This is a genomic window from Fibrella aquatilis (assembly GCF_017353255.1).
GTDB classification, from domain to species: domain Bacteria; phylum Bacteroidota; class Bacteroidia; order Cytophagales; family Spirosomataceae; genus Fibrella; species Fibrella aquatilis.
In genome coordinates this window covers 28,676-41,947 of record NZ_JAFMYU010000022.1, presented here as the reverse complement: position 1 = coordinate 41,947, position 13,272 = coordinate 28,676, and the positions used below count along the sequence as shown (strand labels likewise).

13 protein-coding genes and 2 pseudogenes are annotated in these 13,272 nt (G+C 55.2%); 5 read left to right on the top strand and 10 right to left on the bottom strand.

What is annotated here, in order from left to right:
- Positions 1-10 precede the first annotated feature (10 nt).
- The 9 genes from J2I48_RS22150 to J2I48_RS22110 form a co-directional block, all read right to left on the bottom strand.
- Positions 11-490 carry a hypothetical protein gene (locus J2I48_RS22150; protein ID WP_207337692.1) on the bottom strand — a complete coding sequence of 160 codons (480 nt, stop codon included), beginning with the start codon at positions 488-490 and terminating at the stop codon, positions 11-13.
- Positions 491-532: 42 nt separating this feature from the next.
- Positions 533-2,026: an META domain-containing protein gene (locus tag J2I48_RS22145; protein ID WP_229376660.1), complete on the bottom strand. Its 1,494-nt coding sequence runs from the start codon at positions 2,024-2,026 to the stop codon at positions 533-535.
- A gap of 54 nt (positions 2,027-2,080) precedes the next feature.
- Complete coding sequence (locus J2I48_RS22140; protein WP_207337691.1) at positions 2,081-2,785, bottom strand: beta/gamma crystallin-related protein; 705 nt, start codon at positions 2,783-2,785, stop codon at positions 2,081-2,083.
- 130 nt (positions 2,786-2,915) lie between these two features.
- Entirely contained in the window at positions 2,916-4,112 is a 1,197-nt protein-coding gene (locus J2I48_RS22135; RefSeq protein WP_207337690.1) for a helix-turn-helix transcriptional regulator, read from the bottom strand.
- A gap of 124 nt (positions 4,113-4,236) precedes the next feature.
- Positions 4,237-5,076 (bottom strand): metallophosphoesterase family protein, encoded by an 840-nt coding sequence (locus tag J2I48_RS22130; RefSeq protein WP_207337689.1) that lies wholly within the window; start codon positions 5,074-5,076, stop codon positions 4,237-4,239.
- A 135-nt stretch (positions 5,077-5,211) separates the two neighbouring features.
- A complete protein-coding gene (locus J2I48_RS22125) occupies positions 5,212-6,012 on the bottom strand; it encodes a hypothetical protein (protein ID WP_207337688.1) in 801 nt (266 codons plus the stop codon).
- A gap of 1 nt (position 6,013) precedes the next feature.
- Positions 6,014-7,324, bottom strand: a complete 1,311-nt coding sequence (locus J2I48_RS22120; protein ID WP_207337687.1) for a glycerophosphodiester phosphodiesterase — start codon at positions 7,322-7,324, stop codon at positions 6,014-6,016.
- Between the two features lie 23 nt (positions 7,325-7,347).
- Positions 7,348-8,142, bottom strand: a complete 795-nt coding sequence (locus J2I48_RS22115; RefSeq protein ID WP_207337686.1) for a hypothetical protein — start codon at positions 8,140-8,142, stop codon at positions 7,348-7,350.
- Between the two features lie 61 nt (positions 8,143-8,203).
- Positions 8,204-9,712, bottom strand: a complete 1,509-nt coding sequence (locus J2I48_RS22110) for a sodium:solute symporter (RefSeq protein ID WP_207337685.1) — start codon at positions 9,710-9,712, stop codon at positions 8,204-8,206.
- Positions 9,713-9,816: 104 nt separating this feature from the next.
- Between J2I48_RS22110 and J2I48_RS22105 the strand changes: the two genes are divergently transcribed.
- From J2I48_RS22105 to J2I48_RS22085, 5 genes and pseudogenes are all read left to right on the top strand, one after another.
- Positions 9,817-10,095 (top strand): ATP-dependent Clp protease adaptor ClpS, encoded by a 279-nt coding sequence (locus J2I48_RS22105; RefSeq protein ID WP_207337684.1) that lies wholly within the window; start codon positions 9,817-9,819, stop codon positions 10,093-10,095.
- A gap of 128 nt (positions 10,096-10,223) precedes the next feature.
- The gene (gene recR, locus J2I48_RS22100; RefSeq protein WP_207337683.1) at positions 10,224-10,841 is read left to right on the top strand and encodes a recombination mediator RecR; all 618 of its coding nucleotides are present in this window, start codon (positions 10,224-10,226) and stop codon (positions 10,839-10,841) included.
- Positions 10,842-10,934: 93 nt separating this feature from the next.
- Entirely contained in the window at positions 10,935-11,147 is a 213-nt protein-coding gene (locus J2I48_RS22095; RefSeq protein ID WP_207337682.1) for a hypothetical protein, read from the top strand.
- Complete coding sequence (locus J2I48_RS22090) at positions 11,144-11,638, top strand: DUF6169 family protein (RefSeq protein ID WP_207337681.1); 495 nt, start codon at positions 11,144-11,146, stop codon at positions 11,636-11,638. Before J2I48_RS22095 ends, J2I48_RS22090 begins: the two co-directional genes overlap by 4 nt.
- Positions 11,639-11,649: 11 nt before the next feature.
- Positions 11,650-11,727 (top strand): annotated as a pseudogene (locus J2I48_RS22085) (recombination mediator RecR); the annotation flags it as partial.
- Between the two features lie 98 nt (positions 11,728-11,825).
- Here the strand turns inward: J2I48_RS22085 and J2I48_RS28370 are convergent.
- A pseudogene (locus tag J2I48_RS28370) lies at positions 11,826-13,202 on the bottom strand (pyridoxal phosphate-dependent decarboxylase family protein).
- Positions 13,203-13,272 lie beyond the last annotated feature (70 nt).

The window sequence follows — 13,272 nt, the reverse complement described above, 5'->3', positions numbered from 1 at the left end:
GTATCCTACTCTACTCTGTACATGCCACTTTCACCAGGGCCATTTTACTGTCGAAGGTCTGGCTGGCACCGGGAGTGAACATCATCTTACCGTTTTTTTCAGTCACGGGGCCATAACCCTCCGTCAGCTTATCACCATTGACCAAAAACGCCACTTCCCGCATCGACTCGACGCCTTCAGAGTGGAAACTGTACTCGGCCCGGAGGGTATCACCGTGCATCGTGCCGGTAATGGTGCCGGTGTTGCGGTCCTTGCCCGACAGCTTATACAGCAGGTCACCGGTAACTTCGTTTCCCGTCCGGTTCAATGTCATCCGCATGGTGTCGGCGGCAGAGCTGTAGGCGTAGCAGGAAGTCGTTGGGTTGTCCATTCCCGATGTACCGGTAGCGATAGAGTCGGTCGTTGTTTCAGTTGTGGTCTGACGGTTTTGGCAACCGATCCAGTAAAAGCCAGTCAAAATGGTGGCAAGGGCGATCAGGGATGTTTTCATAAGTGCATAGTCAGTTAAAACGTTGATAATGAGCGGAATCGGTTACTTCCTCATGAACCGCATCACGGCGATATCGCCGGTAAGCAGCGTGAGCGTATTGCCGTTGACGCTGTAGCGGTTGATGCGCTTCATCGTGTTCAGAAACGTTTGTTCGCCGTTGCCGGGGCAGGCCATGCGGGTCATGGCGAAGGCCTCCGGGAAGCGGAAGTCGCCGCCGGTCAGCGTCAGGGGGGCGTTGAACGAATTGCAACCCGATGTACCGGCTACGCGCTTATTATCGGCGTCGAAGGTGAGCGATGGTTTTTTGTCGGGGTACAGGCTGGCGACATCTGTACCAGGACCAGCCAAATAATCTAGTTCCCAGGTGCCGGTCAGGGGGGCGGTGGGTGGGGCGGGGGTTGTTGAGCTAGTCGTGGCGTTGCGGGGTAATTCCAGGTTCGATACCAGATACAGGTAAGGCATGTGGAAATGGTGAGCGAAAATCTTCTCGCGGCTGTCGGGGAAGCGGCGGTAATAGGCCGAATCGGCTAGCAAGACCACCGTGGCCCCCGTTCTGACGTAGTGGTTGCTGTTGTAGTACTCCGGGGCCACGTACCCCTTCAGGTTCTTCTTTACCGTCCGCGAGGCCACGTTGCCAAGGTACTTCTGGTAGTTCTCCTGCGCCTTGATAGCCGGTTTGCTCAGGCCATTATAGACATATCGAAGCACAAGCCGCTTGAAGAAAGGCTGCTTTTTGATCGTCGCGTCGGCCCCGGCAAAGGGGTTGGTCACGTTCATGTCATTGACCGTCTGAATCGAGAACGGCACCTCCGGCACCCAATCGGCGGCGTTCACCACGTTGTAGGCCCAGCCGCCCTGCGTCATGGCCTCGTATTCGTAGGCGAAATACAGATTACCCGGTTTGGGTCCCGCGCTGCAATAGGTCTTGAACCGAATATCGGCGGGCAGTTTGCCCTGCTTTTGCAGGTTATACAAGTGCGCCGTGAGCAGGTAGCCGATGGCCCCACCCTGACTGTGGCCCATGATGAGCATGTTTTTAATGCCCTTCCGGTAGCAGGAGTCAATTTTGGGCAGGATGTCTTTGGCCAGAAAGGCGGTGCTCACCAGCCACCCCACGTGCACCGCCGCCCGTGGGTTATCGGCCAGGTGATAGGGGAATACCTCCGTTTTCGATAGTTGTAACTCGCCCTGAGCGGGCACCATCGCGGCGTAGAAATTGCCCAGCCAACTCACACTGTTGGCCGTAGTGCCGCGCAGGCTGATCACCGCCGTGCCGGTTGAAGCCGAAGTCCACAGATCCCACACGTTATCCAGGCCCACCACCGGTGACCGATACGCGAACTGGTATCGCATCGGGATAGGGAACGTGGCCACATAGGCAGAGTCGCCGAAGCGAGCCGATACTTTCAGCAATTCCATGTATTCGGCCTTATCGAAGCCGGGTTGTAGCGATTGGGCGATCGATACGGTGGTTACGCTCAGGCCCAATAGCACACCCAGGCCGATGGCCTGCATGGCGGAGAAAACAGTTTTCATGACGAAGTAGTAAGTAGATAATGTACTGATAACCAATGCGGTGCGCGCTTGTTATTAATTAACCCGTTGCGACGGTAACGGCCTCGTGACCGGGACGGGTTGGGGACGAACGGGTTGGGGTTGCCCGCTTTGCATGACCTGCATGGACTGCACCCGGTTGTCCCAGCCAAAATCGGCCAGGGATTCTGTGTTCTGCGCCAGCCGAAGCGACGTACCCCGGAAATTGGGCTGGTCGAAGAGCACCACGACGTACCCACGCGGCACCTGCACCGACGAGGGACGATTGGTCCAGGGGCCGAGCCGGGCGTGGTTGCCAGCGGTTACGTCTTTGTCGGTGCCGCTATAGCGTCGGCCATCGAAGATACGTACCTGGTCGGTACCCGAAACCGGGGGCAGCGTGGGTGGTAATGTGGGCGGTGTAGGCGGATGTGGCCCACCAATGCGCGACACGCGGGCCGACTGGATGCGGTCATTCCAAATGCGGAACAAGGGTACGTTGTTGGTGAGCCGGAGCGAGTTGCCGCGCAGATTGGGCTGATCGTAGATAGTTACTTCGTAGCCGTTCGGGATTACCACCGACGACACATTACCAGCCATACCCAGCCCCAGCGTATTGTACTCGGAAGTCTCAAAGCTGGCCGATTTTCCCCGAAAAAGCGGGTCGGTGTAGAAACGTACCTGGGCCTGAGCGGAGAGCGTGGCCAGGAGAATCAGCAGGGAAAGCATCGCTTTCCCAATGTGCATGCATTGCTTTTTCATACGTCGTGTTGATCTGACAACAAAACAACACGATCACCGCCAGGAAGGCGAGCGCTGTCGGCACGGGTAAGTACCAAATCAGGAATATGACACTTGAAACCTCAAATACAGCCTACAGAGGCCTTTTTCATTAATTATTCGACAGGTCGCTGTTGAGTAAATACTGAGCCGGGGTCACGCCCGTATGCTTCTGAAAGGCGCGGTAAAATGTGGTTTTTGAGGAGAAACCGGCCTGCGTGCTGATGCCTTCCAGCGTGAGGTGGGCGTACTTGTTACCTTCCAGCAACTGGCATAAATGACGTACCCGGTGGGCGTTGACGTAGTCGCGAAAATCGAGGCCCAGCACCCGGTTCAGCATCGCCGACAGTAGATAGGGCGGAATCCTGGTCGCCACCGATACATCGGCCAGCGACAGCCGGGGTTGCAGGTAAGGTTGCTGACTGGCCATGTACTGCTCCAGCTGCCGCAACTTGTCCTGAATATCCCGCTCCAGTTCGGCGGGGTCTGCCGAGGCCATCAGGTCCTGGTCCTGAATCACCGAGCGGTCGGCGGGAATGATGGTGGGTGGCTCGATGGGAGTACGGGCCGGTTCGGGGCGGCTGAGGGTGTAGGCCCCGTAGAGCAGGGCGGGCCGACGAAGAATGTAGAGGCAGATCGTTAGCTGGGCAATGGTATAGGTGATGTTCATGGTCAGGTTGCCGAAGCCTATGTACCGAACAAACGGCATCTCGATCACCCAAACGAGGTTGACGCTTACGTGGACCAGCACAAACGTACTCAGCCAGTTGGCAAACACGGGGTTGCTGTGCGGGTTCTGCCCCTCCTGCCGCCGGTACCGCCACCACAACCGCGCTGCCAACAGCGAGTAAATCAGGCTAGACAGGCTGTAGCCGATCAGGTGAAACTGGGGTGGTAACAGGCCCTCCCGGATCGTGAACAGTGAATTATGCACCGTCGCCAACGACTGTAACCGGTCTAGTTTATACGTCGCCGACTGGGCGTAGAAAGGAATGAATTCGATGATGTTGAGCAGCGCCGGAAGAAATAGCCAGGCGTAGCGGCGATAATGGGGGCGGGTGGCCGACAGCAGCGATGCCCGCACGTAGAGAAAGATCAGCGGACCAATGAGGTAGTTGAGCGGGGCCGCCGTACGGAACAGATGCGGTACGTATACGATGCCCCCGTCGGTGATGAGGACCGTGACGAAGTAGATGTAGGCATAGATAAACAACAGCGAAGCCAACAGCTTGTTGGCGTGTTGATTGGCCTGTTTCCGGGACCACAACAGCCCACCAATGACCACCGACAGCACACAACACGTGAGCATGGCGTAAGCTAAAAACGGCTTCAGTAGCATAAAGTGCTGGGGTAAACGCGTCTACGACACAAGATACTATTGTAGACAACAGCACACAGTGCAGACAACCGGATTCTGAGTCAACGGCGGATACTCAGATCACAAACCCATAGCCGTCCTCAAAGCCTTTGTGGTCGTCGGTGAGGCGGTGCGAGCAGACGTGGAGGTCGTCGGCCTCGCGGTAGACGGTGAGGTAGTGAAACATGGGTTTATAATCCAGGGCGCGGTCTTCAAATTTATATGGATTAGTGTGCAAGGGCTGCTTCAGGCCACCGCCCCCGCCAATAACCAGAAATACCTTCCCGCCCACTTCAAACTTTTCAAAGGCGTGGGCGTGGCCCGTAATGAAGAGCTTCGCTTTTTTCGAGGCCTGGTACGGCGGCACAAACCGCTGCTGCACCGGCTTGCTTGACCCCACCAGTCGGCTGTTTGAGAATGGGGCGTAGTGCGTGGTCACGATCACCACCCGAATGGCCGGGTCGTTGTCATAATCGTGGAGTTGTTTTTCGTAGAAGGCCTGCTGCTGTTTCTGTTCATCCAGTGTCAGGGTGCTGAAATTCGAGTTCAGCAGAATCACCCCCACGCCATCGGTCACGTGGGCGTAGCCCGTAGGCACGTGGTCGGGAAAGCGTTTCTGGAAATTGCGCTGTCCTTTTTTGGGTCGGCCCATTACGTCGTGGTTGCCCATGATAGCCTTCACGTCGATGCCCGCTTCCTCGCAGTTGGCCAGGAACGTGTCGACCATGGGCCAGGCGGCATTTTTATAGCCCAGCACCACCACGTCACCGAGCCAATAGAGCGTTTCGGGGTGACGTTTGAGGATTTCGCGGAAGATCGACTGCGTGGCTTTCACGTTATCGCGCTGTTTCAAAAACAACGCCTCAATCCACATAGGAGCTTGAGTATCAGCGAGGAAAGCGAGAAGAGGAAACATTTGATTTGGGATTGGGGATTGCGGATTTCGGATTGGTTGCTGACGCCAGAGTACACTTGCTTTAGCCCACTCGCGCCGAGACGTCGGACCGCAGCAACCAATCCGAAATCCCAAATCCCCAATCCAAAATCCTTTTTACCACGTCAACGCCCGCCACACCAGCGTGGCCTGGGCAATGAAGCAGGCGTCTTTGGTTTGAGTGGCATCGTACCATTTTAACTCAGCGGCAAGGCCAATGTTTCTGCCCAGCGGCTGCGTGTAGGTACCAGCCACCATCCAGCCCAGGCTGTAGGTAGTACCCCGCGTGTTGCCGTCATACTCCAGATTTGAGTTGATTCGGTACGGTCCGGTGCCTGCATAGAGGGCAAACCGTTTCACCACCGACATCGAGAAGACGGCCAGAATGGGCGTGGTAGACACCCGCACGTTGGCCAGTTCGCCGTTGCGGGTGCCTTTGTAGCTGTACATGCTTACGTAGCCGGTTTCGATACCCAGCCGCATTCGGTGGTCGGTTTGCCACATCACGCGCAGCGAGAATGGTATAGACCAACGCAGTTGCTGTTTGTTCTCCAGCGCCACTGGGCTATTTAGCGGAGCAGAATAATACGAAGCCCCCAAACCGGTGTAGACCAGCAGCCGAAACGGCCCCCGGTTTGGCCGGGTCGAGTCGGGCTGAACATCCCATAGCTGGTCTGGACTAAGCCGACGCAGTTGTCCGGCTTTAGTAAACCCCGGGCTGCGAGGGGTCGGGGCCTGCGACTGTAGGCGCTTGTATCCACTTCGCTGCCGGAGCCTGGCCCTATTTTTTATGGCCTGCTGCCTGCTTGGTGTGGCCGCCGTGGTGGATTTTGGTGGCGCAATGTCCTGAGCCACTGCGTTGATAGTGAGGCCCGTTACCAGATAACATGCCAGCAAGCCAACGCGCCAGGTACTCATATTATGGCTTCTGTACATAATGGTAATACGCAACAACGGGCGAATAGTTGGTGAGGATGCCGTCCAGCGACCCCTTGTCAATAAACTGACGAATGAAATCGGGCACATCGAGGGTCCAGACAAAGACTTTTAGACCAGCCGCCCGCATCACCTTGGCCGATTCTACGGGGTCGCCGAGGGTGAACCGGGGTGCCCAAACCTGGGCGTTGATACGGCGGGCAATAGACGTGTCTAATTCGCACAGCGAAGGTGTCGTCAGGTGGTCGTCGAGGGCCTCAAACTGGTTTAAGGTGGTCTCGGTGGGTAGGCCAATGTAGATACTCACCTTCCGCCCCTGAGCAGCCGCTTTGGCAATGTACTTCTTCTGGATCTCCCGAATCAGGGGCATATCCTGAATCAGTTTACTATCCATCCACACTGTTTGCAGGGGGGTGTCATCAATCACGGCGGTCAGGCCTTCTTCCAGCGTCGGTATCTGTTCGCCGTTTACGAGCCGTACCAACGAGGAAAGCTGTTTATACGTGTAATTCTCTACAGGCCCAATAAGGCCACTTTTTTGGGTCTGGCGTAGGTTGAGTTGGTCATCATGGTACAGAATCGGTACACCGTCTTTGGTTTGCCGGATGTCGAATTCTACGCCCGTGGCCCCCAGTTCAGGCGCCAGCCTAATGATCTCGACCGAATTTTCGGAGGCGGGCAGGAGATCGGAGGTTCGTCCGCCGCTACGGTGGGCAATGATCTGAAACGGCGTAGGGTTCAACTTGCGGTTGAACGACAACGTGAGCGGGTACTTTCGTTCGCCCTCACCATTGCCATACAGACCATTCAGCACCACGTCGCCGGGTTTCAGGTCCTGACAACAGTCGGGTGCCAGCAGGGCTTTTGCGCCACTAGCGCGCTGCACCACAAACCGCGCCGTGCCCACATCGGCGTTGACCAATCGCCGCCAGTAGCCAATAAAAATGATCGAGTCGGCCACCTGTCGGCCCTCCAGCACGAAATAAGTGGCCCTGGGTTCGCAGAACAGCGAGAAATGGTAGGTGGTATCGGTGCCATTTTTCACCACATAGCTCCATTTACCAGCAATCTCACTACCAAATACATCGGCCCCGTCCGAGACTGAATACACCCCCTCGCAGGCCTTGCGAGTCTGACTGAAGAGCAGTTTGGCGCCAGCTACATTCAGCCCGGCATTCAGGTTCTGCGGAATAACAACGGCTTCTTCATACTTGGTACGGCACCCTTCACCTATATAAGCGGCCGAAGCCACCAGCATCAGCAGGGGTAAAAAACGAACAGGAACAGATCTCATAGCGCTGGTTGGTCGTAGTGGGTTCATAGAAAGAAGCCCATGAACACTTCCGGGTAAAAAATATTCCGGTCGAACGTGTCGTAGAGCGACCAGAACTGCCAGTTGAAGTTGGTATATAACGCTCGAAAACCGATGGCCGCATGGCGACGACCGAAAAAGGCTTGTTCCAGCGTGACTGTAGCCCCATAGCCGTTGTTCAGAATACGTCGGTCGTCGGAAACGGTCTGCCCCACAGCCGTTCGGTTAAACAAACCCAGGTCGGTTTCGAGCCGAAACGTAACCAGCAGATCACGCGACGACCGGAACCCAACGGCGGCGTCGACATTGGCCATGGTGCCAAAACCGGTGGTATTGAAATCGGCCAGTTTCAGCACCCCAACCCAACCGCCCAGGCCCGCTCCCACCGACCCGTAGAAACGGCCTTTGATGGGGAACGTACGGCGCAAACCCACCATAAGGTTGTTCTGGACAAACTGAAACTTCAACTGACCCGTTAGCGCCAGATTTTTGGTCAGCCCCCGCAAAACGATCAGATCACCCGCCGGCACGTTGATCTGGGTTTGTTCGGTAATGTCGCGGGGGGAGGTAGTGAAGGTCACACCCAGCGTAGCCCGGTTGATACCCTTGCCCAGCGGATACGGAAAATGCACAAACGGCACCTGCGGCGAGGTAGAGTCGGGTGCCACAAACACTCCTTTCTGGTAGGCCCGCCGGTAGGGGCTGGGCGTACGTTTCGTGCGGTTGCGCTGTTGCTGCCCCCAGGCCGAAGCCGTGCAGAGCAGCACCAGGCCTATAATCAGTAATCGGGTATGAATCATGTTGTCGCTGACAACCACCAGGGGTTGCCAGCGTGTAACTAACGGGGCACTCTCTAAAAAGTTAAGCAACCTTACTATACTGCCCCACGGCGGCCTCTCCTTTCACTGCCGGACGCGACAACGCCCACAGGCCCACGTAGGTAAACAACCCGTTGAGCAACAGGCGTTCAAAGCTAAATACGTAGCCGTTGAACCACTGCTGCGAATGGCTGTTGACCCAGTAGGTAAATAACGGCGACAGCACACACACCAGCGGTACCCACCGGTCGCGGACGGGGCGGCGGTTGAACAACCCGAACGCGTACAGGCCCAACAGTGGGCCGTAGGTATAACCTGCCAGGTCGAACACCGCCGTGATGACGTCGCCGCTACTAAGGCGTTTGAAGATGACGATCACTACCCAAAACAAGACTGAGAAGCCAATGTGTACGCGGTGTTTGATCCGCGCCCGTTCCACCTCCGGCTTATTTTCCACGTTCATGAAATCAATACAAAACGAGGTGGTCAGGGCCGTCAGGGCCGAATCGGACGAGGCGTAGGTGGCGGCGGTGATACCCAGCAAAAAGGTGATGCCTACCACGGGGCCAAAGTGAGTAAGCGCCAGCAGCGGGTAGAGGTCGTCCGTTTTCTTGGGAATGGCGATGCCTTCGGTGTTGGCGTAGAGGTAGAGCAACGCACCCAGGCAGAGAAACATGAAGTTGACTACGGTGAGCGTGATGGTAAACCAAAACATGTTTTTCTGGGCCTCGCCGATGTTTTTACAGGTCAGGTTTTTCTGCATCAGGTCCTGATCCAGGCCGGTCATGACAATGGCAATAAACGCCCCCGAAATAAACTGCTTGAAGAAGTTTCGCGGGTCGTTGAAATTGTCGAAATAGAAGATCTGCGAGTACGGACCGTTTTTGATGGCCGTACTCACCTGCCCAAAATCAAGATGTAACTCTCTGGCAATCAGAATAATGGTGAGCGCCACGGCCGTGACTAGAAACGTAGTCTGTAGGGTGTCGGTGATGATGATCGTTTTTACGCCCCCCTTGAACGTATAGAGCCAGATGAGCAGGATCGTGATGGCCACCGACACTTCAAACGGCACACCGAGGTCGTTGAAAATGGCGAGTTGCAGTACCCCCGCCGCCACATACAGCCGCACCGCCGACCCCACCGTGCGGGCCAGCAAAAAGAACCCCGCCCCCGTCTTGTACGACCAGAAGCCGAACCGTTTTTCGAGGTAGCCATAGATCGAGATCAGGTTCATGCGGTAGTAGAGCGGCATGAGCACCGTGGCAATGACGTAGTAGCCCACGATATAGCCCAGCACCACCTGGAAGTAGAAGAAACCCTTATAGCCCTCGAAGCCTTTGAAGACCCCGCCCACGGCCCCCGGCACCGAGATAAACGTGACGCCGGAGAGCGACGTGCCGATCATGGCGAAGGCCACTAAGTACCAGGGCGACTGCCGGTTAGCGGTGAAAAACGTGTTGGTGTCGGCCCCGCGTGAGGTGTAGTACGACACCCCGATAAGCATGGCAAAATAGGCGATCAGGATGACCAGTGCGATGGTGGAATTCATTGAAAAAGGGCAACTTTTAAGCCCTGTATGGGGTTATTTTAACGGGCATTTACTGGCCAAATTTCCATAAATTTGCCAATAATCAATCAACTAGCCGCGCTGTTATGACGCCGTTTTTTCAACCCGAGGTAGAGGTACTGGACGAAGTGGTGGAGACCGAGGTGTATAACCTGGTGGTCTTCAACGACGAGGTCAACACCTTCGAGTACGTCATCGACACCCTGATGGAGGTTTGCGAACATACCCCCGAACAGGCCGAACAGTGTACGATCCTGATTCATTACAAAGGCAAGTGTACCGTCAAAAACGGCGGTTTCGAGGAGTTGGTCCCCCTGCGCAACGAGATCTGCCGCCGCGGCATCTCTGCGGAAGTCATGAACTGAAGTATGGATTTACGAATTACGAATTACGAATTACGATTTTTGCTGGCGCATGAGTACGCTGGCGTCAGCAACAAATCGTAATTCGTAATTCGTAATTCGTAAATCAGTGCTCGTAAATCGTAAATCCTTTGGAGTTCCCCTCGAAGCTAATTGAAGACGCGGTGACGGAGGTGGCTAAGCTGCCGGGCATTGGTAAGAAAACCGCCCTGCGGCTGGTGCTGCACCTGCTGAAACGCGATGAAGAACAAACCCAGACGCTGGCCCAGTCGCTGACGGCCATGCGCACGAAAGTAAAATACTGCCAGCGCTGCCATAACCTCTCCGACGACGACCTCTGCACGATCTGCGCCAACCCCCGCCGCGACGGGTCGATCATCTGCGTGGTAGAAGACACCCGCGATGTGCTGGCTGTGGAGAACACCGCCCAGTATAAAGGCCTCTATCACGTGCTGGGAGGCATTATTTCGCCCGTAGAAGGCATTGGCCCCAGCGATCTGCACATCGAATCGCTTATTCACCGGCTGGCCAATAACCTCCACGCCGACGAGCCGGTGAAAGAGATTATCTTGGCCCTTAGCCCCACGATGGAGGGCGACACTACGGCGTTTTACCTGCAAAAGAAACTGCGCCCGTTCAACCTCCGCATCTCGACCATCGCCCGCGGTATCCCCATCGGCGGCGACCTCGAATACGCCGACGAAGTCACCCTTGGCCGCAGTATCCTCAGCCGGGTGGTATATGAGTAATTGCCTAAGCTTCAATTAAAAACGGCCCTCAGCTTAGGTTGAGGGCCGTTTTTTGGTTGAATTCAGAAATCGTTAACTTTGACTGTACTAGGTATGGCAGAACTCATGGAACCAGTTCATCAGCAAGACCTTACGCCGGAAGAGCGTAAGGCTAATGTAGCTAAATTAATTGCCCGCTGGAAGGTGCAAAAAAAGCAGTCGGAAGAAGAGTCAAGAGCTAGGGTCAAGACACCTGAATACCAGAAGATATTGAAAGAATTACGAGAACGGAACGCGGCGAAGGGTATTATTATTCCTGAGGAATGAATTATGAGTTTGCTTATGTTAGTGGCACACAGAACAGCTACACGTTCCAAACAACCAAGCTTGTTGTCTACGAAATAAAATTTACGCACACCCCTTATCTGTTTGGTGAAGACAGTTTGCTGGCCCCCTATGTGTATGAATTCTCTATCATAGTAGCCGATAACCCAACAGGCTTGAATCCTGTTTTTGATGAGCGTACGTCACACACAGTAGCGGCTATCTTCACCCACTTTTATGAGCAAAGCGATGAGTTAATCACCATATACATCTGTGATTCTTCTGATGGTCGCCAATTAACCAGACAACGAAAATTCAATTACTGGTTTTATTATTTTGTTAAAGACGATTTTGTCAAATATGATGATATCATTCGTGATGCTGATGGAGAAAAGTACCCTGTCTCGCTTATTCTGAAAGAACGGAATCCGTATAAATCTCAGATTGTCAGCGAATTTATTGCCATCATCAGTGGCTACAACAGCGACAAATGAGTGAGAGTATTTCCATCGGCGGCGACCTCGAATACGCCGACGAAGTCACCCTCGGCCGCAGCATTCTGAGCCGTGTGGTGTACGAGTAACAGGACATCTTTTTAAATAAAAACGGCCCTCATCATAAGTTGAGGGCCGTTTTAGTTATACTGAGTACGTTGATTCAGCAGCCATAACTCACGGTTATTCAACCTACCAATTCCCGCCCAATGCGCATGGTTTCGTTTACCAGCATGTCCAGGTCGCCCAGGCGGGTGCGGTGGTTAACGTGGGCTACGCGGATAGCGTAGTTGCCGTTGAGTAGCGTGTAGGAAGGCGTGGCAATGCCCTGCTCGTGTAGTTGCATCAGGATCTCCTTGTTCAGTGCATTGAGCGAGTCCATATCGCGGCCATCGCGGGGGTTAAACCGGTAGCAGACAATGTTCATAGGTGCCGGAGCCAGCAGTTCCAATTCCGCCTCATTGTCAATACGTTGCACCAGATACTGAGCCTGCTCAATGTTCTGACCAATGACCGCGCCGAGGTGATCAAGGCCAAACGCCTTGAAGCTCATCCATACTTTCAGCGCCTTGAATCCCCGTGACAGCTCGATGCCGTAGTTGCTGAGCGAATCGGGGCCACCGGCCAACCCGCGCTCGTGGCGCGACAGGTAGGTGGGCGTCATGGCAAAGGTGCCCCGGTGCAGGTCGGCGTCGCGGATTAGCACGCAACCCACCTCATAGGGCATCGACAGCCACTTGTGCAGATCGAAGGCTACGCTGTCGGCGCGTTCAATGGCCAATAGGGCGTCGGCGTAGGCAGGCACAAGCTTGGCCAGCGCCCCAAACGCCCCGTCGACATGAAACCACATGCCGTATTACCGGCAGATATCGGCGAGGGTATCGAGGGGGTCAATGGCCCCGGTGTTGACAGTACCAGCATTGCCCACAAGGCAAAACGGGTGCATGCCGACGGCCAGGTCGGCCTCGATCATAGCTTTCAGCACGTTTATATCTACCTGATAATGGGCATCGACAGGCACTTTTCGCACGGCATCGCTGCCCAGGCCCATTACTTCAACGGCTTTCAGCACGCAACTGTGCGTTTCGGTCGACACGTACATCACTAATGGCCGCTCGGTACCTCGTACACCATACCGCCTGATCCGGTCCCGATCTGCCGAATGCCGCGCCACCAACAGGCCCGTCAGGTTGGCCATCGACCCACCACTCACGAGCATACCGCTGGCCGTGTCAGGGAAATTCATCAGCGCCTTGCACCAATCAATCACCTGCTTGTCGACATACATGGCCGCGTGATCGCCAATGGTCACGTTGGGGTTCATACCCGACGCCAGCATGTCGGCCAGCATACCAAACGGGGTACCGGTAGACTGCACCCACGAGAAAAAACGGGGATGCACGTTGCCGTTATTATAGGGTAGAATATAGTGCAGAAACTCAGCGTAGATAGCCGCTTCAGGCTGACCCACGCGGGGTAGTGGCTGCGCGAAATGGGCTTTTACATCGTCGGAAGGCTGTTTCCAGGCAGGTTGTTCGCCGATAGTCTGCAAATAGTCGAACATATCGTCGATCATCTGGTGGCCGAGCGAACGGAGGTTGTCCCAGTTTTCGGGATCGAGCGAAACGGTGGTT

What these genes read in the sequence shown, in the direction of transcription:
- J2I48_RS22150 (WP_207337692.1), bottom strand. Translation starts at nt 490, where the DNA reads ATGAAAACATCCCTGATCGCCCTTGCCACCATTTTGACTGGCTTTTAC.
- J2I48_RS22145 (WP_229376660.1), bottom strand. Translation starts at nt 2,026, where the DNA reads ATGAAAACTGTTTTCTCCGCCATGCAGGCCATCGGCCTGGGTGTGCTA.
- J2I48_RS22140 (WP_207337691.1), bottom strand. Translation starts at nt 2,785, where the DNA reads ATGAAAAAGCAATGCATGCACATTGGGAAAGCGATGCTTTCCCTGCTG.
- J2I48_RS22135 (WP_207337690.1), bottom strand. Translation starts at nt 4,112, where the DNA reads ATGCTCACGTGTTGTGTGCTGTCGGTGGTCATTGGTGGGCTGTTGTGG.
- J2I48_RS22130 (WP_207337689.1), bottom strand. Translation starts at nt 5,076, where the DNA reads ATGTTTCCTCTTCTCGCTTTCCTCGCTGATACTCAAGCTCCTATGTGG.
- J2I48_RS22125 (WP_207337688.1), bottom strand. Translation starts at nt 6,012, where the DNA reads ATGAGTACCTGGCGCGTTGGCTTGCTGGCATGTTATCTGGTAACGGGC.
- J2I48_RS22120 (WP_207337687.1), bottom strand. Translation starts at nt 7,324, where the DNA reads ATGAGATCTGTTCCTGTTCGTTTTTTACCCCTGCTGATGCTGGTGGCT.
- J2I48_RS22115 (WP_207337686.1), bottom strand. Translation starts at nt 8,142, where the DNA reads ATGATTCATACCCGATTACTGATTATAGGCCTGGTGCTGCTCTGCACG.
- J2I48_RS22110 (WP_207337685.1), bottom strand. Translation starts at nt 9,712, where the DNA reads ATGAATTCCACCATCGCACTGGTCATCCTGATCGCCTATTTTGCCATG.
- J2I48_RS22105 (WP_207337684.1), top strand. Translation starts at nt 9,817, where the DNA reads ATGACGCCGTTTTTTCAACCCGAGGTAGAGGTACTGGACGAAGTGGTG.
- J2I48_RS22095 (WP_207337682.1), top strand. Translation starts at nt 10,935, where the DNA reads ATGGCAGAACTCATGGAACCAGTTCATCAGCAAGACCTTACGCCGGAA.
- J2I48_RS22090 (WP_207337681.1), top strand. Translation starts at nt 11,144, where the DNA reads ATGAATTATGAGTTTGCTTATGTTAGTGGCACACAGAACAGCTACACG.